The 24,144-nt window shown below is 45.9% G+C and carries 22 protein-coding genes; 7 read left to right on the forward strand and 15 right to left on the reverse strand.

The window, feature by feature from the left end; genetic code table 11:
* Window positions 1-10: 10 nt before the first annotated feature.
* The gene (recO, locus tag BUR42_RS19880; RefSeq protein WP_074241304.1) at window positions 11-745 is read left to right on the forward strand and encodes a DNA repair protein RecO; all 735 of its coding nucleotides are present in this window, start codon (window positions 11-13) and stop codon (window positions 743-745) included.
* Here the strand turns inward: recO and BUR42_RS19885 are convergent.
* From BUR42_RS19885 to rsfS, 4 genes are all read right to left on the reverse strand, one after another.
* A complete protein-coding gene (locus BUR42_RS19885) occupies window positions 742-1,506 on the reverse strand; it encodes a UDP-2,3-diacylglucosamine diphosphatase (RefSeq protein ID WP_200798340.1) in 765 nt (254 codons plus the stop codon). The two genes, recO and BUR42_RS19885, sit on opposite strands and share 4 nt — an antisense overlap.
* A gap of 76 nt (window positions 1,507-1,582) precedes the next feature.
* Window positions 1,583-2,218 (reverse strand): LutC/YkgG family protein, encoded by a 636-nt coding sequence (locus BUR42_RS19890; protein WP_074241307.1) that lies wholly within the window; start codon window positions 2,216-2,218, stop codon window positions 1,583-1,585.
* Between the two features lies 1 nt (window position 2,219).
* Entirely contained in the window at window positions 2,220-4,256 is a 2,037-nt protein-coding gene (gene ftsH, locus BUR42_RS19895; RefSeq protein WP_074241309.1) for an ATP-dependent zinc metalloprotease FtsH, read from the reverse strand.
* 71 nt (window positions 4,257-4,327) lie between these two features.
* Window positions 4,328-4,732, reverse strand: a complete 405-nt coding sequence (rsfS, locus tag BUR42_RS19900; RefSeq protein ID WP_074241311.1) for a ribosome silencing factor — start codon at window positions 4,730-4,732, stop codon at window positions 4,328-4,330.
* A 160-nt stretch (window positions 4,733-4,892) separates the two neighbouring features.
* Between rsfS and BUR42_RS19905 the strand changes: the two genes are divergently transcribed.
* On the forward strand, window positions 4,893-5,633 hold the full coding sequence (locus tag BUR42_RS19905; RefSeq protein WP_074241313.1) for a biotin--[acetyl-CoA-carboxylase] ligase: 741 nt from the start codon (window positions 4,893-4,895) through the stop codon (window positions 5,631-5,633).
* Between the two features lie 340 nt (window positions 5,634-5,973).
* Complete coding sequence (locus tag BUR42_RS19910) at window positions 5,974-6,957, forward strand: aldo/keto reductase (RefSeq protein WP_074241315.1); 984 nt, start codon at window positions 5,974-5,976, stop codon at window positions 6,955-6,957.
* Between the two features lie 91 nt (window positions 6,958-7,048).
* Here the strand turns inward: BUR42_RS19910 and BUR42_RS19915 are convergent, their stop codons facing one another.
* From BUR42_RS19915 to BUR42_RS19930, 4 genes are all read right to left on the reverse strand, one after another.
* Entirely contained in the window at window positions 7,049-7,381 is a 333-nt protein-coding gene (locus BUR42_RS19915; RefSeq protein WP_074241317.1) for a translation initiation factor, read from the reverse strand.
* Between the two features lie 11 nt (window positions 7,382-7,392).
* Entirely contained in the window at window positions 7,393-8,277 is an 885-nt protein-coding gene (locus tag BUR42_RS19920) for a diacylglycerol/lipid kinase family protein (RefSeq protein WP_074241319.1), read from the reverse strand.
* Entirely contained in the window at window positions 8,274-9,134 is an 861-nt protein-coding gene (gene nadC, locus BUR42_RS19925) for a carboxylating nicotinate-nucleotide diphosphorylase (protein ID WP_074241321.1), read from the reverse strand. Before nadC ends, BUR42_RS19920 begins: the two co-directional genes overlap by 4 nt.
* Window positions 9,135-9,255: 121 nt before the next feature.
* Complete coding sequence (locus tag BUR42_RS19930) at window positions 9,256-9,651, reverse strand: DUF4783 domain-containing protein (protein ID WP_084185720.1); 396 nt, start codon at window positions 9,649-9,651, stop codon at window positions 9,256-9,258.
* Window positions 9,652-9,886: 235 nt separating this feature from the next.
* Here BUR42_RS19930 and gpmI point away from each other — a divergent pair, with 235 nt between their 5' ends.
* From gpmI to uvrC, 4 genes are all read left to right on the forward strand, one after another.
* Complete coding sequence (gene gpmI, locus BUR42_RS19935) at window positions 9,887-11,410, forward strand: 2,3-bisphosphoglycerate-independent phosphoglycerate mutase (protein ID WP_074241325.1); 1,524 nt, start codon at window positions 9,887-9,889, stop codon at window positions 11,408-11,410.
* A 237-nt stretch (window positions 11,411-11,647) separates the two neighbouring features.
* The gene (locus BUR42_RS19940) at window positions 11,648-12,799 is read left to right on the forward strand and encodes an LVIVD repeat-containing protein (protein WP_234979746.1); all 1,152 of its coding nucleotides are present in this window, start codon (window positions 11,648-11,650) and stop codon (window positions 12,797-12,799) included.
* 120 nt (window positions 12,800-12,919) lie between these two features.
* Complete coding sequence (locus tag BUR42_RS19945; RefSeq protein ID WP_143197528.1) at window positions 12,920-13,483, forward strand: hypothetical protein; 564 nt, start codon at window positions 12,920-12,922, stop codon at window positions 13,481-13,483.
* Window positions 13,480-15,291, forward strand: coding sequence for an excinuclease ABC subunit UvrC (uvrC, locus tag BUR42_RS19950; protein WP_074241331.1), 1,812 nt, complete (start codon window positions 13,480-13,482; stop codon window positions 15,289-15,291). Before BUR42_RS19945 ends, uvrC begins: the two co-directional genes overlap by 4 nt.
* A 261-nt stretch (window positions 15,292-15,552) precedes the next feature.
* Here the strand turns inward: uvrC and BUR42_RS19955 are convergent, their stop codons facing one another.
* The 7 genes from BUR42_RS19955 to BUR42_RS19985 form a co-directional block, all read right to left on the reverse strand.
* Window positions 15,553-16,179: a DinB family protein gene (locus BUR42_RS19955; RefSeq protein ID WP_074241333.1), complete on the reverse strand. Its 627-nt coding sequence runs from the start codon at window positions 16,177-16,179 to the stop codon at window positions 15,553-15,555.
* A gap of 70 nt (window positions 16,180-16,249) precedes the next feature.
* Window positions 16,250-16,822: a Crp/Fnr family transcriptional regulator gene (locus tag BUR42_RS19960; protein ID WP_074241334.1), complete on the reverse strand. Its 573-nt coding sequence runs from the start codon at window positions 16,820-16,822 to the stop codon at window positions 16,250-16,252.
* Between the two features lie 89 nt (window positions 16,823-16,911).
* The gene (gene porN / locus BUR42_RS19965; protein ID WP_084185721.1) at window positions 16,912-17,943 is read right to left on the reverse strand and encodes a type IX secretion system ring subunit PorN/GldN; all 1,032 of its coding nucleotides are present in this window, start codon (window positions 17,941-17,943) and stop codon (window positions 16,912-16,914) included.
* A 23-nt stretch (window positions 17,944-17,966) separates the two neighbouring features.
* Window positions 17,967-19,505 (reverse strand): type IX secretion system motor protein PorM/GldM, encoded by a 1,539-nt coding sequence (gene porM, locus BUR42_RS19970; RefSeq protein WP_074241338.1) that lies wholly within the window; start codon window positions 19,503-19,505, stop codon window positions 17,967-17,969.
* Between the two features lie 54 nt (window positions 19,506-19,559).
* Window positions 19,560-20,291, reverse strand: coding sequence for a type IX secretion system motor protein PorL/GldL (porL, locus tag BUR42_RS19975; protein WP_234979757.1), 732 nt, complete (start codon window positions 20,289-20,291; stop codon window positions 19,560-19,562).
* Between the two features lie 97 nt (window positions 20,292-20,388).
* The gene (gene porK, locus BUR42_RS19980) at window positions 20,389-21,669 is read right to left on the reverse strand and encodes a T9SS ring complex lipoprotein PorK/GldK (RefSeq protein WP_074241342.1); all 1,281 of its coding nucleotides are present in this window, start codon (window positions 21,667-21,669) and stop codon (window positions 20,389-20,391) included.
* A 407-nt stretch (window positions 21,670-22,076) separates the two neighbouring features.
* Window positions 22,077-24,095: a thioredoxin domain-containing protein gene (locus BUR42_RS19985; RefSeq protein ID WP_074241343.1), complete on the reverse strand. Its 2,019-nt coding sequence runs from the start codon at window positions 24,093-24,095 to the stop codon at window positions 22,077-22,079.
* Between the last annotated feature and the right edge of the window lie 49 nt (window positions 24,096-24,144).

Here is a 24,144-nt window from a genome sequence, read left to right on the forward strand (position 1 = left end):
TTTTGCAGATATGCTGCACAAAACACCCGGAATAGTTCTGCGTACAGTAAAGTATGGCGATGCCAGCGTTATCCTGAGTATTTTCACGGAACTATTCGGGATACAATCCTACATCGTAAATGGCGTGCGTTCCTCCAAACCCAAAGCAGCAAGGGGGAATATCCTGCAGCCGGGGAACATCCTGGACCTGGTGGTATATCATAACGAGCAGAAAAACCTCCACCGCATTTCCGAATTCAAGCTGGGGCATGTATATACTTCCATGCATGTGAACATTGTAAAGAACACGGTAGCATTATACCTTATTGAACTCTTACAGAAAGTACTGCGGCAACCGGAACATAATCCGGAACTCTATCAATTTGCAGAGAGCGTATTCAAAGCCTTGGATACGGAACCTACTGCGGTAGCCGCCAATCTTCCTTTATACTTTACGCTCAAACTGGCTATACACCTGGGATTCCATTTCGGTGGCCATTATTCTGAATACACCCCTTACCTCGATCTGCAGGAAGGTGTATTCACAGACCTGCCACCCCATCACAGTAATTACCTGGATGAGGTTTCCAGTGAAATAACAGACCGCCTGCAACAAGTGGTATATGCAGCTGATCTTGGGAAGATTGAATTGAATAAGGAAAGAAGAAGGAATATGCTGTACGCTTACCTGGATTTTTACAAAGTGCATCTTCCTGATTTTAAGGAATTACACTCCCCTCCTATATTACATGAGATCCTGGGTTAACGTTTGTAGTATTTCAGTTCCAGCGTATGGCCATCAAAAACACCATAGGAATTATAATTCAGCCAGTCGCCCAGGTTCACATACTGACTGTTCTCTCCTACTTTCAGGTCCAGCGGCAGGTGGCGGTGACCGAAAATAAAATAATCGAAGTGTTCTTTCTGCAGTATTTCTTTACTGTAAATAGCCAACCATTCATCCTGCTCTCCCAGGAACTGTTCCAGTTGAGAACCTGTAGCAGCACGGCTTTTGCGGCTCCAGTAATTGGCCATAGAAATCCCCCACCTGGGATGCAGGCAGGAAAATAGCCAGCGGCAAACGGGGTTGCGAAATACTTTCTTGAGGAATTTATACCCATGATCGCCGGGGCCTAAACCATCTCCGTGGCCGATATAGAATTTCTTTCCGGCAATGGTATAGGTCTGTGGCTCATAATAAACGGGGATCTGCAATTCATCTTCAAAATACCCATTCATCCACATATCATGGTTGCCGATGAAAACGGAGATGCCGATGCCCTTGTCCCGCAATTCTGCCAGTTTACCCAGGAGGCGGGTATACCCTTTAGGGATCACATCTTTATATTCAAACCAGAAATCAAAAAGGTCGCCTACCAGGAAGATGTGCTGTGCATCTTTTGCCGCTTCGTCCAGCCACTGTACTATCAGTCTTTCCCGCTCGCGGCTCTTTTCCATAGTGGGAGCGCCGAGATGAAAGTCCGAAGCAAAGTAAATACGCTTGTCTGCAGGCAATAACAATTCCATGATCCAGCTTAAATGTAAAATGCAAAAGTGAAAATTTCCTTTTGCATTTTACATTGTTTGTATTGATTAAAAATTTCTATTCGTCCAGTAAGAATACATATACCTCTTTAGGGCCGTGTACGCCCACTACCAGTGTTTTCTCAATATCTGCGGTACGGCTTGGGCCGGTGGCAAAAGAGATCATGGATGGAAGCTGGCCTGGATATTTCTCTTTCATTTTGCTGATGCCATCTTTTACATCCAATACCAGTTGATGCGTGTAGGCAATCACAATATGGATGGGTGCAAAAACCGGCAATGCTCTTCCTGAAGGTTGCGCTGCGCTCATGATGATGCTTCCTGTGCGGGCTACGAGCCATTCGCAATCTGTGATGGCTGCATCCAGTGTATGTTCATCACCTACGTTGAGATAGGCTGGTTTATATGGCTGCAGGATCTTTTCCAGCGCAGGTGTTTTACAATGAACGTGCGTCCATTCTTTATTCACTACCAGGGCCTGCAGGTTTTCTGCCAGCTCATCGCGGGAAGAGCAGAAGATAAACTTGCCTTGCAGGCGGGTAAATTCTTCTGCAAACTTCATTTCCAAACCATCATGTGCTGTTTCAAACACGGAGTTGTTTCCTTCCGCATGCGGAAATGGCAACTGCACCGGTTGGCTGAGCGCATTCCTGACCCTCTTCAGGATATTTTCTTTGGCAGGAGATACTTTCATCCTATTCTGAGATCACATTTGCCGGTGAAGGATTGATGATATCTGTAGGATGAACCCCGTCAAAGCTGGTACCTTCCTTATTAGGAACGATATGTTCTTTGTGCGTTTCGTAAGGGCGTTTGCCGATGAGGCGCTCCAGGTCATCTTTATACAGTACTTCTTTCTTCAGCAGTTCGCCGGCCAGTAATCTTACGTTATCCATTTTATCAGCCAGCAGTTTTTTAGTACGCTGGTAGGCTGTTTCTATCAGCAAACGAACTTCGTGGTCGATCATTTTGGATGTTTCCTCAGAATAAGGTTTGGTGAAAGCCTGATCGCTGTTAGGATCGTAGAAAGAAACGTTACCGATCTTATCGTTCATACCGTATACAGTGACCATAGCATAGGCCATGCGGGTAATTACCTGCAGGTCGTTCTGTGCACCGGTAGATACTTTACCAAATACCAGGTCTTCCACTGCGCGGCCGCCGAGGGTCATGCAGATATCATCCAGCAGTTGTTCTGTATTGTAGAGGTATTGTTCTTTCGGCAGGTACTGAGCATATCCCAAAGCAGCAACGCCGCGCGGAACGATGGTCACTTTTACCAGCGGGTTAGCATGTTCCAGGTACCATCCGCAGATAGCGTGGCCAGCTTCGTGGTAAGCGATCACTTCTTTTTCTTCGGGAGAAATGATCTTGTTCTTTTTCTCCAAACCACCGATCACACGGTCGATCGCATCATTGAAATCGTCCATTTCCACTTGCGTTTTGCCTTTACGGGCAGCGATCAAAGCTGCTTCGTTACATACGTTGGCAATATCCGCTCCGGCAAAACCGGGTGTCATGGATGCGAGTTTTTTGATATCGAGGATAGGAGAAGTTTTGATCGGTTTCAGATGCACATCAAAGATATGCTCACGGCCAGCCAGATCTGGTTTATCGATAGAGATCTGACGGTCGAAACGGCCGGGGCGCAATAAAGCGCTATCCAGTACATCCGGACGGTTGGTGGCTGCGAGGATGATGATACCACTGTCTGTACCGAAACCATCCATTTCTACCAGTAACTGGTTGAGGGTGTTTTCGCGTTCGTCGTTGCTCATCATTACGTTCTTACCACGGGCGCGGCCGATAGCATCTATTTCATCGATGAAGATGATACAAGGTGCTTTTTCACGTGCTTGTTTGAACAGGTCACGTACACGGCTAGCACCTACCCCTACGAAAAGTTCCACGAAATCGGAACCGCTCATAGAGAAGAAAGGTACCTGTGCTTCACCGGCCATGGCTTTCGCGAGCAGGGTCTTACCTGTACCCGGAGGGCCTACCAGCAATGCACCTTTTGGTATTTTACCACCTAATGAGGTGTATTTCTTTGGGTTTTTCAGGAAATCCACGATCTCCATCACTTCCACTTTTGCTTCATCCAAACCAGCTACATCGTTAAATGTGATGTTCACCCTGGTGCCTTTATCAAATAAAGTGGCTTTTGATTTGCCGATATTGAAGATGCCGCCTGGTCCGCCACTTCCACCGGAAGGGCCGCCCATTTTACGCATCAGCAGGATCCACATACCAATTAAAAGCAGGATGGGCAATAATATCTGCATCAATGGATCGAACCAGTTCTGACGATCCTGGAAGGATACGTTCATCTGATCCGCCAAAGGAACATCAGCTTGTGCTTTGTCCAGTTCTTTCTGGAAACCTTCCACGCTACCGATGGTGAATTGATAGTGCGGGCCGGGATTAGGCTGACCGAAACGATTTTTGTTCACTGCATCATACTTCGGATCGTTTAGCCGATCTTTCTTGATGTAGATCTCCACCACCTTTTTGTTCACTACAACAAGTTTGTCCACATCTCCTGTACGCAGGAATTCCTGCTGGAATTGTTTAAAACCGGTGAGTTCTTTCGGTTGGTTCTTTAAGTCGATAAAGTTCATAGCCAGCAGGGCTATCCCTATAAAGGCATAAACCCAGTATATATTGAACTTTGGTCCTTTTTTTGGAGATTTATCGGATCCCTTGTTATTGTTGTTGCCTCCTTTTTCCATGATCGTTCGCTCCTTTACGAATGAGTGTTGTCTTTTTATACAAATAATTAATACAAAACCGGCGGTTTTGTTCAGTTTTCAAGGTGTTCCATGCTTTCCGCATCACTCCACATCTCTTCCAGTTTATAGAATTTGCGTGTTTCAGGTATGAAAACATGCACTACAATATTCACATAATCCACCAGGATCCACTGTTGGGCAGTAAAACCCTCGTGTTTGTAAGGTGTTTCTTCTGTTGCGCGCCTCACTTCTTCTTCCACAAAGTCTGCAATGGCTTTAACCTGGGTGTTTGAATTGGCCTCACATAAGATAAAAAAATCAGCAACAGCTTCAGGGATCTTGCGCAGATCAAGGGAAACGATATTCTCCCCTTTTTTGTCCTGTATGGCCTTTATGATGGTAGTAAATATCTTGCTGTTCCTGTTTATGCGTGTTACCGCTTTTTTCCGGGTATTTAGAATGGTTAAGGGTGCCAATAAATGCTGTTTTTGTTAAAAATAAACTTTAATCTTCAAAATTACTAAACCAGCCACAAAATATCACAACTGCTTCACATCTGTAGACGATTGAGCCGGTAAAAAATTGTTAAAATGGTGTTACTTTGTTTCAGATCGTTTTAAAGATAAAAACAGACTTGTGATCGGCAACCCATTTCATGTGCTGTCAACTGTAGATAGCACCAATAACTATGCCATGGCCCAGGTCAATGCAGGGCCTGTGGCAGACGGCAGCACCTGGTTCGCCATGGAACAAACGGCCGGAAAAGGACAGCGTGGTAAACAATGGCTTTCAGAACCGGGAGAGAACATTATGCTTACTACCGCTCTTCAACCCGCGCTGGCATTGCCTCAACAATTCATGCTCAGTGTTGCCGTAGCTTTAGGCGCCTATGATTTCTTCCTTAAATACGCCGGAGACGACACGCGGATCAAGTGGAGCAATGATATTTACTGGCGTGACAGAAAGGCAGGGGGTATTCTGATAGAGAATGTTTTACGCGGAAATGTATGGCAATATGCCATCACAGGCATTGGCATTAACATCAATACGCCGCATTTCCCACCGAGCCTTATCAATCCTGTATCCTTAAGGCAGATCACCGGTAAGAACTGGGACAGCCTTGCATTGGCACACGACCTCTGTGCCTGTCTTGAACAACGTTACAGCCGTTTGCACCCTGCGGTATTTGATCAGTGGCTGGAGGAATATAAGTCTTACATGTACCGCTTTAAAGAACCGGGCTTGTACAAAGTGAACGGGGAGATCTTCCAGGGTATTATCATGGATGTATTACCAGATGGCCGGTTGTGTCTCGAAAAAGGGAAAACTATGCTGGAACTGGGATTTGGGGAGGTAGAGTTTGTGATCGTGAAATAACGATATGAAGTAAAAGCCTTTATTAAAACAAATTAAAAAAGCCAGTTTGTCAACTGGCTTTTGGAGAAGTGGAATTTGTAAAGACAAATCAGTCTGCTTCTCCAAAAACGCCAGTCATTGGGCAAGGCCCGCTGATTTTGGTCAATAAATGGAGGCATACAAGATGGAGTTTCTTTTTTAACTAGCCAAATATAAAAGTGCAACACATGTTGCAATTCCTATGAAACCTGCTGTAGTTGCATAAGATCCCTGCCCTCTGATATTTGCAATTTCCCGTTTGAATCATGCAATTATTGATCCTTCATCCGCCATTACATTTGTGCTATAAAATCCTATTACAATGCAATACAGAACACTTGGTAAATCTGGAGAAAAGGTATCCGCTATCGGCCTGGGATGTATGGGTATGGCCTTTGCATACGGGCAACGCGATGACCAGGAATCTCAAGCCACACTGGAGCTTTCACTGGACCTCGGCGTTAATTTCTGGGATACCGCAGATATGTACGGACAGGGCCTGAATGAAGAACAGCTCGCTAAAGTATTGGCTACCCGCCGCAAAGATGTTTTCCTCGCTACTAAATTCGGTTTCCGCGTAAGGGAAGATAATTCTACTTACATAGATTGTTCCCCCGCTTATCTCAAAAAAGCCTGTGAAGCAAGCCTGAAAAGACTTGGCACAGATCATATCGATCTTTATTATGCCCACCGCGTGGATGTTAATGTACCGATCGAAGAAACCGTAGGCGCCATGGCGGAACTGGTGAAGGAAGGTAAAGTGCGCTACCTGGGGCTTTCTGAAGCTTCCGCAGCTTCTCTTCGCAAAGCGGATGCTGTGCATCCTATTGCCGCCCTGCAAAGTGAATATTCTCTTTTTGTAAGGGGTATTGAACAGGAGATCCTTCCTGTTGCAAGGGAATTGAATATCGCGATGATACCTTATAGCCCATTGGGCAGAGGCGCGTTGACGAATACAATAAAAGATGTGAAGGGCCTGGATGAAAATGATTTCCGCCGCAGCCTGCCCCGTTTTCAGCAGGAAGCTTTTGAGAAGAACCTGGCTATTGTAAATGCACTGGCAGAATTGGCCGCAAAGAAGAATATTACTACCGGTCAACTGGCGCTGGCCTGGTTACTGGCAAAAGGAGAGGATATCATTCCCATTCCGGGAACCAAAAGAAGGAAATATCTGCAGGAGAATGCTGCCGCAGCGGATGTTAATCTTTCATCCGATGATGTACTGGCAATTGAACAATTGATGGAGGGGTATGAGATCAGCGGAGAGCGTTATTCAGAAGGTTCCCTTAAGTTGGTTAACAGATAAGTATAGGATCAACGAAGGATTACCCTATGTTGAGCCTATGTCAAGCCTATGTGAAGCATTCTCTGATCCTTCTCATAGGCTTGATATTTCCTTATTTAGCTTTATAACCCCAGTCCTGTAACCATTTCACTATTTTATCCTTATAGTCGCCCTGGATAAGGACCTGGCCGTCTTTTACACTGCCTCCGGTACCACATTTGGTCTTCAGGTCTTTCCCCAGTTTTTCGAGATCACTTTCAGTTCCGGTAAATCCGTCTATTACGGTCACTGTTTTACCTGCACGCTGCTTTTTATCCAGCGTTACTTTCAGTTGCTGCTGGGCGGGCGGCAAAGTGGTTTGTTCCTCCTGTTCTTCCTGCGGGTAGGAATAATTGGGATCTGTGGAATATACGATGCCGCCGGAGCTGTTTTTCTTCTTACTCATATCAAGGTTTATTATTCAGCAGGAACGATCACCTGTAATGCACCTGCCGCTATGCGAAAATACACCGTTTTCCCATTGGTCAAAGGCACAGCATCCCCATCTACCTGTAAGCAGTTCAGGTCGGTACTGCTTACTTCAATTTCCTTGCCGGTTAAGTGTTCCATGTAGCGGCTTTCGTCAATATTTCCTTTTAACGAATGGATACTGAGCGGTAGCAGGTCCCAGAAACGCACAGGCGGAACCAGGCATATATCCAGCAAACCATCAAAAACACTGGCTTTGGGAGCAAGTTTGAATTCGTAGCCAAACTGGTTGCCATTGGCCACCGTCATCAGGAAGGCTTTTTGTGTTTTTTCCTGCCCGTCTATTTTGATAGCATAGGCAGCGGGTTTGTAACTGGTAAAACCTCCTATGACCAGGCGGGCATAGTTGACGAGGCCGCGCTTTTTGCTATGCCTGAAACGGTCTGCGATGAGTGCATCGAAACCAACGCCCGCATTACTCAGGAAAAGATGTTCGTTGGCAAAACCGGCGTCCATGGGCTTTCTTGCGCCATTAGCCACAATCTGTAAAGCGGCTGTGGCATCCAGCGGAATGCGGAGGGCACGGGCAAGGCCGTTGCCACTTCCTAAAGGCACAATGGCCAATGCCGTCCTGGAACCTAAAAGGCCCTGTGCAATTTCATTGATGGAACCATCGCCGCCTACAGCTACTACGGTATCTACTCCCCGCTGAACAGCTTCACGCGCAAGGTCTGTTCCATGGCCAAGGTATTGCAGGTAGGTGGTTTCAACTGCAAACCGGTCTGCCGGGAGTTGCTGGCGGATAACCAATCCCAGTTGCTTTTCACGATCGGTACCGGCTTTACGGTTGATGATGATCAGGATCTTTCTCATTTGTTGGGGTGGATAACGGCTTTAAGGCTCAGATCAAGACTTACGGCATGGTGAATGATAGCACCTACGGAAACAAAGTCCACACCCGTTTTTGCATAAGCTTCCACATTCGCTAAAGTGATGCCGCCGGAAGCTTCCGTTTCATATTTTCCATTGATCAGTTCCAGTGCGGCGGGGATCTGTTCCGGCGTGAAATTGTCCAGCATAATGCGGTGTACATTTCCTACGGCCAGTATTTCCCGTACATCGTTCAGGCTGCGCGCCTCTACTTCTATCTGTAAGTTCAGTCCTTTCTTTTGCAGGTAATCCACCACATTATTTACTGCCGGTGTGATGCCTCCGCAGAAATCTATATGGTTGTCTTTCAGCATCACCATATCGTACAAGCCCATGCGATGATTTACGCCCCCTCCTATGCGTACGGCTTCTTTTTCCAGCATGCGGAAATTGGGAGTGGTTTTACGGGTATCGAGCACTTTGGTATGATAACCTTTAAGACGGTCTGTGTATTGCCGGGTGAGGGTGGCAATGCCACTCATCCGCTGCATGCAGTTGAGTACCAGGCGTTCTGCCATGAGCAAAGTATGTACGGCAGCATCTACCTCAAAAGCCAGTTCACCGGGCTGCATGGTATCGCCGTCGTTTTTGAAAGGGCGGAACTCCGTGAACATATCCAGGTAGCGGAAAACAGCTTCGGCCACTTCCATGCCTGCCAATACCCCGGCCTCTTTGATCTTCAGCTGCGCGGTGCCTTTTGTGGCAGGGGGAATGGAAGCCATTGTGCTATGGTCTCCATTGCCAATATCTTCTGCCAGCGCGCTGCTGATAAAGTTGTTCAATGCTTCTTTTTGTAACATGTAAACTGCTGGTTTGAAATAAAGCGGCAAGTTACATAAATCCCTTTGAGATAAAGCCTGGCACAAAAAAGGCCGCCTGCCGGCAGCCTTTCAATCTCTCTCTTCTTAAGCTAAATTTCCGTTATTTATTTTCGAACCTTAATTCATTCAGTACAAACGTTGCTCCTTTCTTTTGGAGAAAAAATGAGATACGATAACTTCCTGCTGAAGTTACGAGGGTACCCACGCCAAAGAATCCGCTGCCTTCCTGACCACCTTTGTGGATGAGCTCGAAGGACTTCACATTGTTTTTGCTAAAGAAATCTTTCAAAATGATCTCGGCTTGCGCTTTACTGTAGGAATTTGACTTCCCCATCATGTTGATCTCCACAGTGTTATCCAGATTCTTGCCCAGGCTGGCGGCATCCCCTTGCTTGATGGCGCTGATCACATCTTCAAATGGCCCGGCCATCAAAGTGAAGGCCGTAAACATTCCGCATGCTATCAGTACCCCCAGTGCAAAGATTAACTTTTTCATTATCCGTTTTTTTGATCGAACTATACTTTTATCAACTGTAGCAGGTGCCAAAACTATGCCAAATTGCTGATGTTCAATAATATCCCATCATTGTGCTATGTAGGTTTCAGGCTTATTATTCTAAATAATTGATATATGTGTAGTTGGGTCTTTCTTAAAAATTTAACCCTTAAAAGGGATGTTATTATTAATTTCACGACCCGATTCATTCATTCACACAACGGACAAAAACTGTATGGAAAACAAAAGAGCGATCCTGGTTATTATGGACGGCTGGGGGCAGGGTCAGGTTCCTGCCGCAGACGCTATAGCACACGCAAACACCCCCTTTGTAGATAGTTTATATGAGCAATACCCCCATGGCCAGCTGATCACCTGTGGTGAACAGGTAGGCCTTCCGGATGGCCAGATGGGCAATTCAGAAGTAGGGCACCTCAATATTGGCGCAGGCCGTATCGTATACCAGGAGCTGCAACGCATTAATGTAGCCATCCGTACAGGAGAACTGGCAGCCAGCAAAGTATTGCAGGCCTCTATGGATTATGCGCTGAACAACGATAAGGCCCTTCACCTGATAGGTCTTGTCAGCGATGGCGGCGTGCATTCTCACATCTCCCACCTGAAAGCCCTTATCAGCATTGCACATCAGCGTGGCCTGAAAAAGGTGTTCATCCATGCATTTACAGATGGCCGTGATACAGATCCCAAAGGTGGTTTTGCCTACCTGGAGGACCTACAGCAACATTTACAACAAACTACCGGGCAGATTGCTTCCGTAACAGGGCGTTATTATGCCATGGACCGTGATAAACGCTGGGAGCGTGTGAAACTGGCTTACGATGCTATGGTGCATGGTACCGGTACTCCTACACAAAATGCCCCCCTGGCCGTAAAAGCTTCTTATGCAGACGGGGTGACGGATGAATTCATCAAACCGATCATTACGGTAAATGACCAGCAGCAGCCTATTGCCACTATCAAAGAAGGCGATGCGGTACTTTGCTTCAACTTCAGAACAGACCGCTGCCGCGAGATCACAGAAGTACTTACCCAGCAGGCTTTCCCTGATTTCGGTATGCAACCGCTGGCCCTGAACTATACTACCATCACGGAATATGACAAATCCTTCAAGGGAGTACATATCATTTTCGATAACGACAACCTGGTGATGACACTGGGCGAAGTATTGGAAAAACATGGTAAAACCCAGATCCGTATCGCAGAAACCGAGAAATACCCACACGTTTCCTTCTTTTTCTCCGGCGGCCGCGAAACGCCGTTTGTTGGTGAAAGACGTTTACTGGCCCCTTCTCCTAAAGTAGCCACTTACGATCTGAAGCCGGAAATGAGTGCCCCGGAGCTGGCAGACCTGATCGTTCCTGAACTGGAACAACGGACTACAGACTTTATCGTACTCAATTTCGCGAATGCGGACATGGTAGGGCATACAGGTGTATGGCCTGCTGTGATCAAAGCAGTAGAAACGGTGGATGCCTGTGTGGCAAAAGTGGTGACCACTGCCCTGCTGAACGACTACGTGATCTTCCTGACCGCAGATCATGGTAATGCGGATTACATGATCAATGAGGATGGTACCCCTAATACGGCACACTCCCTGAACCCTGTTCCTTTCTTTATCATCAGCCAGGACTTTAAGGGTGATGTGAAGAACGGTAAACTGGGAGATATTGCGCCTACTATCCTGCATTTCATGGGTCTCCCCATTCCCCCTGAAATGACTGGTGATCTATTGGTTTAACAATCATATTCTTATCAGGAAGAGTTGAGTTGCTGTCAGTTGCAACTCAACTCTTTATATTTTAGCCCTCCTGTAACTTTTCTCTCCCCAGCCCCGTTTTACTTTCAAATTCATCCCCCTATGCGTACCATGCTGTTTAAACTCCCCGTTATAATAGCCGGTTTTCTGGCTTTTAGTGGATGTGTTAAGGAAAAGTGCAGCAGGATCACCACGACAACTATTTATACGCCGGTATATATGGCGAAAGCTGATTATTGGGCAAGCGTAAAATCAGAAACACCCAAGGAAATAGGTATTCCGGGCAAGATCTACGTGAAAGACCAATACATCTTTGTAAATGAAATACAGAAAGGGATCCATGTCATAGACAACAGCAATCCCCGGGAACCTAAGAATGTAGCGTTCCTGAACATCCGGGGAAATGTGGACATCGCTATTAAGGGGAATACTTTATACGCAGACAGTTATGCGGACCTCGTTGTGTTCAATATCATCGATCCGCTTCATATTTCATTTGTTAAAAAACTGGATAATATCATTGCTTACCCGATCAATTCCGCTGGGTTAATGATGGGTCAGTCTGTCCGGAACAATGATAGCATAGTGGTTGGGTATACTACCAGGGATACCACTTATGAGTGTGAATGTGCGAAGAGGGATGAATACCTGGTATATGATGCCGCTTACAGTTCTAACTCCGCTGCTTTTAAATCCAACAGCGGAACAGGAAAAGGTGGCTCCATGGCGCGTTTCACCATTGCAAAAGATTATTTATATACGGTTAACTGGAGCCAGGTGAAGGCATTCGACATCAGTAATGCAGCCAATCCGGTTCACAAAGGAGAACAAAATATACCAGGCGGAGGCATTGAAACGATCTTCCCATATGGCGAATATCTTTTTATTGGCAGCAGCAACGCCATGCACATTTATGATATCATCGATCCGGCAGCTCCGAAGAAACGCTCTACGGCTACCCACTTCAGGGCCTGCGATCCCGTGGTGGTGGAAGGAACAAAAGCTTATGTAACCGTAAGGAGTGGCGCGGCCTGTGGTGGTAGTATTAATGAGCTGCAGGTTTTTGATGTGTCCAATGTAGACCAGCCGGTTAAGCTGGCCAGCTACCAGATGAAGAATCCCTTTGGCCTGGGCGTAAGCAATGGCAAGTTGTTCATCTGCGAAGGAGCTTTCGGATTAAGGTTCATGCAGGGAGCAGACTTCGCTTCCATCAGCACTACCAAGCTCATAGAAGGCCTGACCACCTACGATGTAATACCTTATAGTGACAAGAACCTGCTGGTAAGTGCGGCGGACGGAGTATATCAATATGACTACTCCGCCATGAATAACCCGGTATTATTAAGCAAGATCAATATTAAAAAACGCTAGTTTCTACATAGTTGAAAATTTTAGTGCTCTCGACAGATTTGCTCATGCATCAGATGCGCCGTTTTCACGGCGCATTATTTTTTTATGGGGGATTGTGGATTCACCATTAAATTTGCTGACATGAGACCATTGTTATTGTGTATGTTAATGGGCATGGCAGGTTGCAATCTTCAACAGGAGAAGCCAGCTGTCACAGCAAAAGATACCAGTTACCGCGCACTTGGCAATTATTGCCTGGAAGAAATTGCCCGTTTAAAGGAACAGCAGATGCAAATGACAAAGGTCGTGCGGCTCAATGGTGTTACCGATTCTGTGAAAACAACGGACCTTGAAAACCTGTTCCGCCCCCTGATGGATGCAGATATCAGCAAAGCTTCCCTTTCAGACGCTTATTCCCGGGATACTATCGCTGACCAGTTAGGGGCAGACACCACTTTCATCTTTCTTTCCAAAGGCAAGCAAACCCGCCCTTACCAGCTGATCCTGGATGTGGACAAACAAGGTTATATCAAAACCGCCCATGCCACTTCCCATACTTCCAACCTTGTATATGAATACCGGCAGGAAGTATTTTATGAACGCAATAAGCAATTAAGGGTGGTCACTTATCAAAAGATCGTTTTCATGAAACCGGAGAATATGGAAGTACAAACATTCTTCCATCCTTCAACGCATAAGATATGACAGCAGCGGAATTTCAACAGGTAGCACATACATTACCTACGGATGCCGGCATTTACAAGTATTTTGGAGCAGACGGCGAACTACTCTATATCGGTAAGGCTAAAAGCCTGCGTAAAAGGGTGAGTTCTTATTTTGTTAAAAACCACGACAACTATAAAACACGTAAACTGGTAGAAACAATTCACCACATAGAGTTTACGATCGTTGATTCCGAACAGGATGCCTTTTTGCTGGAGAACTCACTGATCAAACAGTTCCAGCCCAAATACAACATTAACCTGAAGGATGATAAGAGTTATCCTTTCATTGTTATCAAACATGAACCTTTCCCGCGCATTTTCCTGACCCGCCGCATTATCCGCGATGGTTCCGAATACCTTGGCCCTTTTACTTCTGTAGGCCGTGTGCGCGAAGTGCTGGAGCTGATCAAATACAGTATTCCTTTGCGGACCTGCAGCCTCAATCTCAGCCAGCAGAACATCAATAAAGGTAAAATGAAAGTTTGCCTGGAATATCACCTGGGTAACTGTAAAGGGCCTTGCGAAGGATTGCAGACAGAAGAAGATTACCGGGAAGGTTTGCAGCAGGTGAAAGAGATCCTTCGCGGAAACCTCACGCCCGTTCTCAATATTTTCCGTACACGCATGCAGGAGCATGCGGCTAATATGGAATTTGAAAAAGCAGAAATAGAACGAAAGAAGATTGAAGGCCTCCAGGCTTACAAAGCGAGATCCGCCATCGTTAGCGCAACAGTTGGGAATGTAGATGTATTCACCATCCTCAGCGAAGGTAACTTTGCTTACGTGAATTACCTGCGGGTGCTGAACGGTACCATCGTAGATACTAAAACAGTAACGCTGGAAAAGAAACTGGAAGAATCAGATGAAGAAGTGATGGCCTACGCCATTGCTTATCTACGGGAAGCTTTCCAAAGCCTTGCCAGGGAGATCATCCTACCCTTTGCTGTAGAGTTTCCGGAAGAAGGTATTACTGTCACCATTCCCAAAGGAGGAGATAAAAAGAAATTGCTGGACCTTTCCACCAAGAACGTTAACTACTTCACGGAAGAACTCAAGAAGAAAAAGATGTTGCAGCTGGAAGGGAAAAGTGATATGGAACGGAAAAAAGTGCTGTACCAGTTACAGGCAGACCTTGAACTGCAGGACCTTCCCGTACATATTGAGTGTTTCGATAACTCTAACTTCCAGGGTAGTTACCCGGTTTCCGCCTGTGTGGTATTTAAAGATGGGGTGGCTTCCAAAAAAGATTACCGCCACTTTAATATTAAAACAGTGGAAGGTATTAACGACTTCGCTTCTATGTCTGAAGTAGTATACCGCCGTTATAATCGTTTGCTGGCAGAACAGCAACCTTTACCACAGCTGGTGATCATAGATGGTGGTAAAGGTCAGCTGGGCGCGGCGATGGATAGCATTAACAAATTAAACCTGATTGGAAGTATGACGGTGGTTGGCCTTGCGAAAAATGAAGAAGAGATCTTCTTCCCCGGCGATAAGGAAAGCATTAAACTTCCTTATGACAGTGAAAGCCTCAAGCTGATCCGCCGCATCCGGGATGAGGTACACCGTTTTGGTATTACTTTCCATCGTTTAAAAAGAAGTAAAGGCACTTTCAAGAATGAACTGGAAGAGATCAGGGGTATTGGTGAAAGTACGGCCACACAACTATTACAGGTCTTTCGTTCTGTTAACAAAGTAAAGCAGGCTTCGATGGAAGAATTAGTGAAGGAAGTGGGTCAAAAGAAAGCACAGTTGATCTGGCAACATTTTCATGAAAACTTACGTTAATGAGAGAGCCCGGTTTGAGAACCAGGCTCCTTTCCCCAAGTTAACCATTAAAAGACACAGATTTATTTTTGAATTCCGGTGATCACCGGAAGATTCGGCGGTGTTGTTTTCAGCACAATTTCTACCCCTCCTTCCGCTTACTAAAGTAGGATTCGCCTCGTATAACATTTGTTAAGAATTTGTTATCGGTGAAAAATAGTAACAAGCATTAAACCTTCTCCCAATACGGGTTTACAGGGCTTTTTCCAACAGCAGTAGTTATTAACCAACATTCCCTGTCAGGTACTGCATAGATACCGCAGTGAAGCCTCCGCCACCATAAGCAAGCATTGCACGAAGCGCCTGTAACATGTGCCGTTGCTGATGTGCGATAAGGAATCGGAAAGTATCGCCGGCGGACATTTTAATGAAACGTGTTAATGAAGTGGGAATGCGGAAATGCCCGATATCAGTAGTTTCTGCGCGACGCAGTAATTCCAGCATCTGCTCCTGCTGCGAAATAAATTCTTTTATTACCAATGCTGCATCCGGTTGCTGCACGGGACGATATCCCTGGGGTGCCTGCATGCGCGACCGCAAAGCACCGTCTGGCTTGGGCTGCATGAGATTGGTAAAATAATTTCCTAACCAGCCGCTTTTAAATAAAGGTTTTGCGGGAATGCGTTGCTGCTCTCCTTTGCTGATCGCTTTATGCAATTGAGGCAGGTAATAATGGCCATAGCTGTTGAGGTGATCAAGGCATTGGATCACACTCCAGCTACCGGGAGCAGGTTGCTGCAATAGTACAGCATGGGGCTGCTGCTCTATGCGCGTACGCATTACATGTAACAGGTTGTTAACATCGTTACTAAGGTCCTGTAATAAATTGGCAGCGTTAAATGTGGGCATAATGTATTGTTTAGATCTGGTTACAAAATTACGCCTTGCAATTATCGGAAATCTTGATGCAGGCAAAGATTTATATGCGAACAGCTCCTAAGAGCTTGCTGAAAGTGGCGGGATCTATTCCCAGGTAAGATGCCAGGTATTTATGCGGTATCAGCTGTAATACATGGGGGCTGCGTGATAATAAACGGCGGAACTTTTGTTCCGCACCCAGGGTGAGTGTTTCAATATGCCGTTCCATCAGGCCGGCCATGGCATGTACGGTACTGATATGTACCCAATGTGCTATCAGGGGATACTGTTGCATCAAACGGGAGAGATCGGCGAAAGAAAGCCTTAAAAAGGCGCTTTTTGTAAGTGTTTCCAGGTAATACCGGGAAGGCTGCTGTAAAAAGAAGGAATCAATGATCCCTGAAAAGGAACCCGTGTAGGAAAAAATAAGTGTTGCATCCTTTTGCCCCTCATCTAAGCAAAAAGCGCGCTGCACACCTTCCAGTACATAATACAAATAACGCTCCGTGTCCCCTGCTGCAGTAAGTACTGTTTTACGCCTGGCGTTCATGGGTTGCCAGCAGGCGATCAATGCCTCCCATTCTTCATCAGGAAGAGGCACAACAGCATTTATAGTGGTCCGCAACGCTTGCATGCTCACAAGATATCATAAAAAAAACTGCCTCCCATGCAGGAAGGCAGTTTTTCATTATTGTTCGAAAGGATTTGAACGTTGTTAACAGATCAATACTGCCACAAGTCCTGCTCTTTGTTGAAGATCTTGTCTTTGATAGCCTGCCCTTCCAGGAGACGCATTACACCATCTTTGATATAGTGCTGGATCTCGCGGTTGTAAGCATTCTTTTCTTTCACTACAAAGCTGGAGAAGAAGCGCATTTCAAAGAGGTCTTCCCAGGTCATGGTAGATGCGTCGTTGTTTTGATTGTACACATCGTACTTGGCCAGAACGGGGCGCAGATCAGGGTAGTAAACCCAGAACAGCGGAATGGATGCACGAACAGAGCCATCGTCGTTGATACGGGATACCATGGGAGCGATACCCAGGATACGTACCTTCAGAGCAGATGCTTCACGATCGAAAACCCAAACTTCCTTGATCTTGTATTGCTTGATGGTTTCAGGGTTGAATTCATCCCTTGTTTCCACCATTTTCTCTTCCCCGGTTACAGGGTCGATACTTCTTACAGTCCTTACTTCACCGGTCAGGCGGGTCATGATCTCCTGGTAAGGCATCACGGTGCTGAAACGGTCGTCTATGGGACTGAAGGCTTCTACTTCCTTATTTTTAATGGAATTAAGCAGGATATTGATGAGCAGTTGGTTGGTGCCATTCTCATCTTCCACGTTGTACTGGAAGGGAATGTTCATTTTTTCCCGCACGTCTATCACTTGCCAGATCTGTTTTTCCCAGAATTTATCGTCTTCGCGGATGTGATCATATGTGATGGGCACACGGTCGCGGATAGGACTTTTCTCGGAAACACCATCTACGCGTAATGATTTACGTGGTGTATCAACCGGGGTACCTACTCCATCCTGTCTTAAAGAAGGGGGAGGTGTAGCAGGTGCCGAAGGCACATTTACAGGGTTACCGGTTGCCGGGTTTGTTACCGGTGGGTTATTCTGTTGCGTTGCAGGAGCATTACCTGCAGGCTCAGCTGTTCTTCTCCGGCGGGATTGTGCATCCGCAGAAGAAGCCAGAACTACCAGCAAAAACGCACTCCAACTGATTCTTTTCAATATTACTGCTCGCATAGCCCAGTAATTAATTTGTGTTATTAATTGATCTTGATATTAAAGTTCTGCATGGAACGTACTCTGCCATCAGGACCTTTTACTTTAATGTTCTCAAAGTAGATGAGGTCGCCTGGTTTAGCAGCGCGGATAGCTCCCTGGATATCAGATTTGTTAGGCCAGTATTCAGAGGTGGACTCACCTTCTGCATACTCACGACCTCTTGAATCGATACCCATACGGTAACCTACCACGGAGTATTTCACGCCTTCAAACAGGAAGTCTTCCAGGTCAGCACGCAGACCGCCTTGTGCTTTAAAGTCTGCTGCCTTCATAGTAGATCCTTTATTGAAACCAATTTTCATTACAGGGTCAGGAATTTGTTTCACGCGGAATTCTTTTGAATCCAGTGATTTTACTTTTCCGTCTACTTCTGCAGAAACATTGATGGTGGCTTTACCGGTCTGGCTTACTGTTACAATAAATTCGCCGGGGCCTTTTTTGGTGATGGAACCACCTCCGCCGCTGATAGAAGCCTGGATCTTTTCTGCAGGAACACCAGCCGCCGTAATGGTGATGGGGTTTTGCAGGGCAATATACAGTACGTTCATTTTATCAGCAGAGATAGAGGTAGCTGATGCACCTACTTTATAGGTCTCCGTGAAAGGACTTGTTACTTTCTGACCGTTAGGTTTTACCAGTTCCACCACACCGGAAATAGTGTGTTCACCGATGCCACCTACAGTAGTGGTGTAAACACCTTTACCTTCAGAAGCTGTAACGGGCTGGCCGTTGATAATGATAGTAGGATTTACAGTACTGCTGTAAGCACCCATTACCACTTTTGCTTCGAGGGTCTGGCCGGCAGTGAAGTTCTTAGAGTTCAATGATACGAATGCTTCCAGTTTATCGAAAACGAAATCGTCTTCAGATACTTCTTTCAGCAGTTTATCGATGATCATTGCTTCTGAGTTCTTGATATCGTTCTGGAACTTACCAAGGATAGTGATAGCTGCAATGCTGGGCACCATGTTAAAGTGGTAGGTTGTCCAGGTTTTTTTAGCTGGTCCTTTTTGTGGAGGCTCAATGATCTGCAGGGGAAGGTTGGCTTCAAAAGCAGCGCGGTCTTTAGGATTGATGAGGTCCAACATAGACTTGCGCAGTTCGGCCAGTTCTTTCTCCAGGGCAGGTCCTTTCTTCTGGTTTTCCATTACGCGGGTTGCCGCGTCCAGATTGTCCTTCCCTTTTATTTCTTTGTGTTCATTAAGGCCACCGCTTTCCTTAATGATTTCATTCTTAAGATTTTCGATATAGGTATAGGCTGCGGCTGACAAGGATTTTACCTTGTTTGCTTTTTCATTAAGCGGACCAACTTTAGCAGCATCAGATGCCATTAATTTGGCAAACTGCTTATAGGTAACAGTGTTTTTACTGTCAATAGAATTATTGGAAGTTCTGATTGAATCGTTAACGATATCAAAAGCGTTCAAAATCTCGGCGGATACGTTCATTGCTAACATAGCTGTTAGCACCAGGTACATGAAGTTGATCATCTTCTGCCTGGGGTCTTTAGGTAAAGCCATAGTTGATTACAAGTTTTTAATGAATGATCTTGTTTGGGTCACTATTGCGTTACCTTATCTGCCCTGCATTGCAGTCAGCATGTTACCATAAACGGTGTTCAGGTTACCAAGATTACGTGCCAGCAGAGAGATCTGCTCCTGCGTTTTCTTAGCATCATCAACACTGCCGCTCATAGCCTGGGAAGCACTCAACAGGTTGCTGTAGAAGCTGTTCATAGCTTTGAGGTGGTTATTGGTATCCTGCAGTTCCAGTTCATAGATAGCGTTCAATGAAGCCAGGTTTTTGGTCATTGATTGTACCTGATCGTGGAAGTGGCGGGTAGATTCGGATGCATTATTAAAGCTGGAAACGGCTTGTGCTGCGCTGGTGTAAGCTTGCGTTACAGAACCAATAGCAATAGACGCTTCGCGTGTTTTTTGCGTGTAATCTCCTGTTGCGGCAACCACGTCACTGATATCCCGCATTTTATCTACGGTAGTACCAAGTTTAGAGAAGTTTTCGCTCAGGCGTGCCAGGTTAGTTGGCGTAATGTCTGCTTCCTGCAGCATTTTGTCCATTCCTGCCAATGCCGGGCTACCTGCTGCTGCTGCAGCTTTAGGTGCTGGTGCATGGTCATCCGGAACGAATGCATATGCAAAGAAGATTGCTGCTTCCACACTCAATCCGAGGATCAGCGCTACGTCAGCGCCTGGCCAGTGTTGGATTTTAAACAGTGCACCAACGATCACTACAGATGCGCCGATACATACAAAGAAGTTTAGCCATTTCGCTGTGTTAGGATTCATAGCCATAGGTTAAAATTTATTTATGGTGATTAAAAGGTAAAAAGCTCTTTTCAAATGTGCCATGTCTGTGATTTTTCAGAGGATTAGCTATTCATTCCTATTTTCTGTTAAAGTCGTTTTTAGACCTGCTCAGGAAAGCGATCGTACAGCGGAAGCCGATGTATGATTTAGCACTGTCCTGGTACTCGTAAGAACGGGTACCATTTTGCAGGAAGTATCCTATATCTTTCCAGCTGCCACCTCTAACGGTTTTACGTTTCATCTTTGGTGCCGCGTTATCCGGAATGTCCATTTTCAGATAAGGGTTCATATCGGATGTGAAAGAATAAGCATTTTGATAGAAGATGTCCTGCGTCCATTCTGCTACGTTACCGGCCATGTTGTATAAGCCGTAATCGTTAGGCCAGTAAGCATCTGCGCGTACGGTGTAGAAACCACCATCTTCAGGATAGTTACCACGGCCGGGTTTGAAGTTGGCGAGGAGACAACCTTTCTTGTTACGCAGGTAGTAACCACCCCATGGATATGGCGCTTGTTCACGGCCGCCACGGGCTGCATATTCCCATTGTGCTTCAGAAGGTAACTGGAATTTATCTTCCGTGAATTGCTTCTTGGAGATGCGATAGTCTTCCCAGAATTTACTCCGCCATTCGCAGAAGGAATTTGCCTGGTGCCAGGTAACTCCTACTACAGGATAGTTATCAAATGCCGGGTGCCAGAAATACATCCGGGTCATCGGCTCATTATATGCATAAGAGAAGTCGCGGATCCAGCATAAGGTATCAGGATAAATGGCCACGTCTTTTCTTTCAATGAAAGTAGAACGGGGTTTATCCTTCAGCTCACGCTGTTTTGCTTTCTCCCAGTTAAATGTTTCCTGGTGGTACAGCAGTTTGCGTACATCTATCTCTTTACGGCCGTACAGGCGATCATCTGCAGAATAGATCATAGCGTCTACTTTTTCGTAGGTGGCTTTATCCTTCCAGTTGATCTTCTGTTTCCAGTCGATATAATCCTGTCCGTCTACATTCTTCACATGCCCTAAAAGGATATGTGCGATGGAATCCGTTACCCAGTTTACGAACTGACGGTATTCGTTGTTCGTGATCTCGGTGGCATCCATGTAGAAACCGGAGATGGAAATGGACTTGTTCCTTGCTGTGTAAGCATAGTTTACATCCTCATCACTCGGACCCATGTGAAAGGTTCCGGAAGGCACATACACCATTCCGTAAGGTACAGGGGGGGAGTACTTTGGTCTTGGACTAACACCTATCAGCTGTCCCTGTGCGTTCTTTGGGGTCTTACCACCACCGCAACTGGCCAGCAGGACCGGCAGCAGTACAACCAGCATCGCACTACAATAATTAAGCTTCATAAGGGTGACTTTCATTAGAATACGATTTTTCTTGAACCTGCCAGATGTTATGGCCAACACGCCTGATATCTTTTTAGTCACACTTTTCACCTGGTTGTTTATCAGAAAGATAGCAAATGTAATAATTAATTTTAATCCGTAGTTAGTTTTCAGCCAACTTTTTCAATTCAACATCTTCGGTCTCGGTAACACATTTAAACGTTGGTTTTAACATTTTATTATGTAATTGTCCACTCCTTTTAATAATTAACCATGGCGAGATATCTTTTTGGGGATATCGTAAACTCTTGCCCCTCAAGGCTATAGACACATACAATATAAATATAATACTTATTTGTGAATATCCAACGTCCTATTTTTCTCGTTAACACTAAATTAATCAAAGGGATAGCAATTTACAACAAATATCATATTAAATTAAGTATTTCTGATATATCTTCTGTAGGTTTCATACAATGATAATCTTCACATAGGTATATCAGTGTTTTTCCGGCCTGCGTCCTTTGCTGCAAAAGCGGCATGTCTTTTTGGTCTGCCTCCGCTCCCACCAACACTTTACCGGGAATATACAGTTTATTTATCTCGCTCATTTGCGCTTTATACCCCGCTCCTGCCACCGCCAGTTCCTTTGTTCCCTGCACGATCCGGAGGATCATTGCTGCCCAGATCCCGAAGGAAGTAGGGTACCGGGTAACAGATTGGGCCAGGCTTGCCGTCATGTCCAATGCTCTGTCTGCCCATTCCTTATTATCAAAAACGATAGAAAGGTGCCAGAGATTATGCGCCATGATTGCATTTCCGCTGGGTACTGCACCGTCATATACTTCTTTCTTACGTACGATAATATCTTGCTGACCGGATGCAGTGTAATAGAAATAACGCGAAGTTTCGTCTCCAAATTGTTCAACCACAAAATGTCCCAGGTCTTTTGCTTTCCGGAGCCAGTCCAATTCTCCGGTAACTTCCTGTAAAGCAATGAGTGCGCGTATCAGGTAGGCATAATCATCTAAAAAAGCGGGGTAACGCGCATCCCCCTGTTTATACGTATGCCAGAATGCAAGGGATGCCCCGGGCTTCTTCATTTTTTTCCAGATACATGCCATGGCGTTTTCCGCCATCTCCAGGTATTCCTTATTTCCCAATGCAGCATAGGCTTTACAGCAGGCATGGATCATCAGTGCATTCCAGCCCAGCAGGATCTTATCATCCAAACCAGGGCGGACCCGCTGGTTCCTGACGGCCATCAGTTTAGCCCTGCACTTTGCCATCAATGCTTCCAGGCTATCTGACTTTTCCGGAGGAACAGGGATCCATAAAATGTTATGATCTTCCCAGTTACCGGCACGTTTTACATCGTAGTAAGCGCAGAATGCGGGTGCGTCTTCTCCCAGCACTGCTTCTATTTCTTCCAGGTCCCATACATAGAACTTTCCTTCCACTCCTTCAGAATCTGCATCCAGCGCAGCATAGAACCCTCCTTCCGGGGAAGTCATTTCCCGCTGGATAAACGCTAAGGTATGTGCTATGGTTTCTGCATAAGTTCTGTTACCGGTTAGCTGATAAGCTTCGCAGAGGGTATCGGTGAGCAGGGCATTATCATACAGCATCTTTTCAAAGTGCGGAGCCAGCCATTGCTCATCTGTGGAATACCTTGAAAACCCGCCACCCAGCTGATCATAGATGCCTCCGGCTATCATTTTATCCAGGGACAATAATGCCTGTTGCAAAGCGGCATCATCTTTCTTCCTGCGGTTATAGCGCAGGAGGTATTGGATGGTAAAAGAACCCGGAAACTTAGGCGCACGGCCGAATCCACCCCATTCTTTATCTGCCTGGCCCATAATGGCCAGTACCATGGCATCACATTGGGCCTGGGTGAACATCTCTTCTTTAGGCAACAGTTTATTCACTGTTTCCATGCCAAACTGGTTGCTTTGATGAAGGTGTTCTGTGAGGTTGGAAGCCTGGTCCTCCAGGTCTTTCCGTTTGGTTTTGAAAGCGTCTGAAACGGCCAGCAGCACTTCTTTCCAGGAAGGCCGGTTATAAGCTTTCTGCGGAGGGAAATAAGTTCCGCCATAAAAAGGCTGGCGGTTGGGCAGGAGGAACATGTTCAGGGGCCATCCGCCGGAACTGCTCATGGCCTGCAGGGCATCCATATAAATATGATCAATGTCCGGGCGTTCCTCCCGGTCTATTTTTATATTGATGAAGTGTTCATTCATGATGCTGGCGGTAGCTTCATCTTCGAAGCTTTCCCTTTCCATCACATGGCACCAGTGGCAGGCTGCATAACCAATGCTTACAAGGATCGGCTTATCCTGCTGCTCTGCAAGCTGCAAAGCCTCTTCGCCCCACGGATACCAGTTTACGGGGTTGTGTGCGTGTTGGAGCAGGTAAGGGCTGGTTTCCTTGCCTAAGCGGTTCATAGTCATGATTAAATTCAGGTCCGGAGCGAAAATAAATGAAAAAGGGAGC

Origin of the sequence: Chitinophaga niabensis, from assembly GCF_900129465.1 — a bacterium.
GTDB classification, from domain to species: Bacteria; Bacteroidota; Bacteroidia; order Chitinophagales; family Chitinophagaceae; genus Chitinophaga; species Chitinophaga niabensis.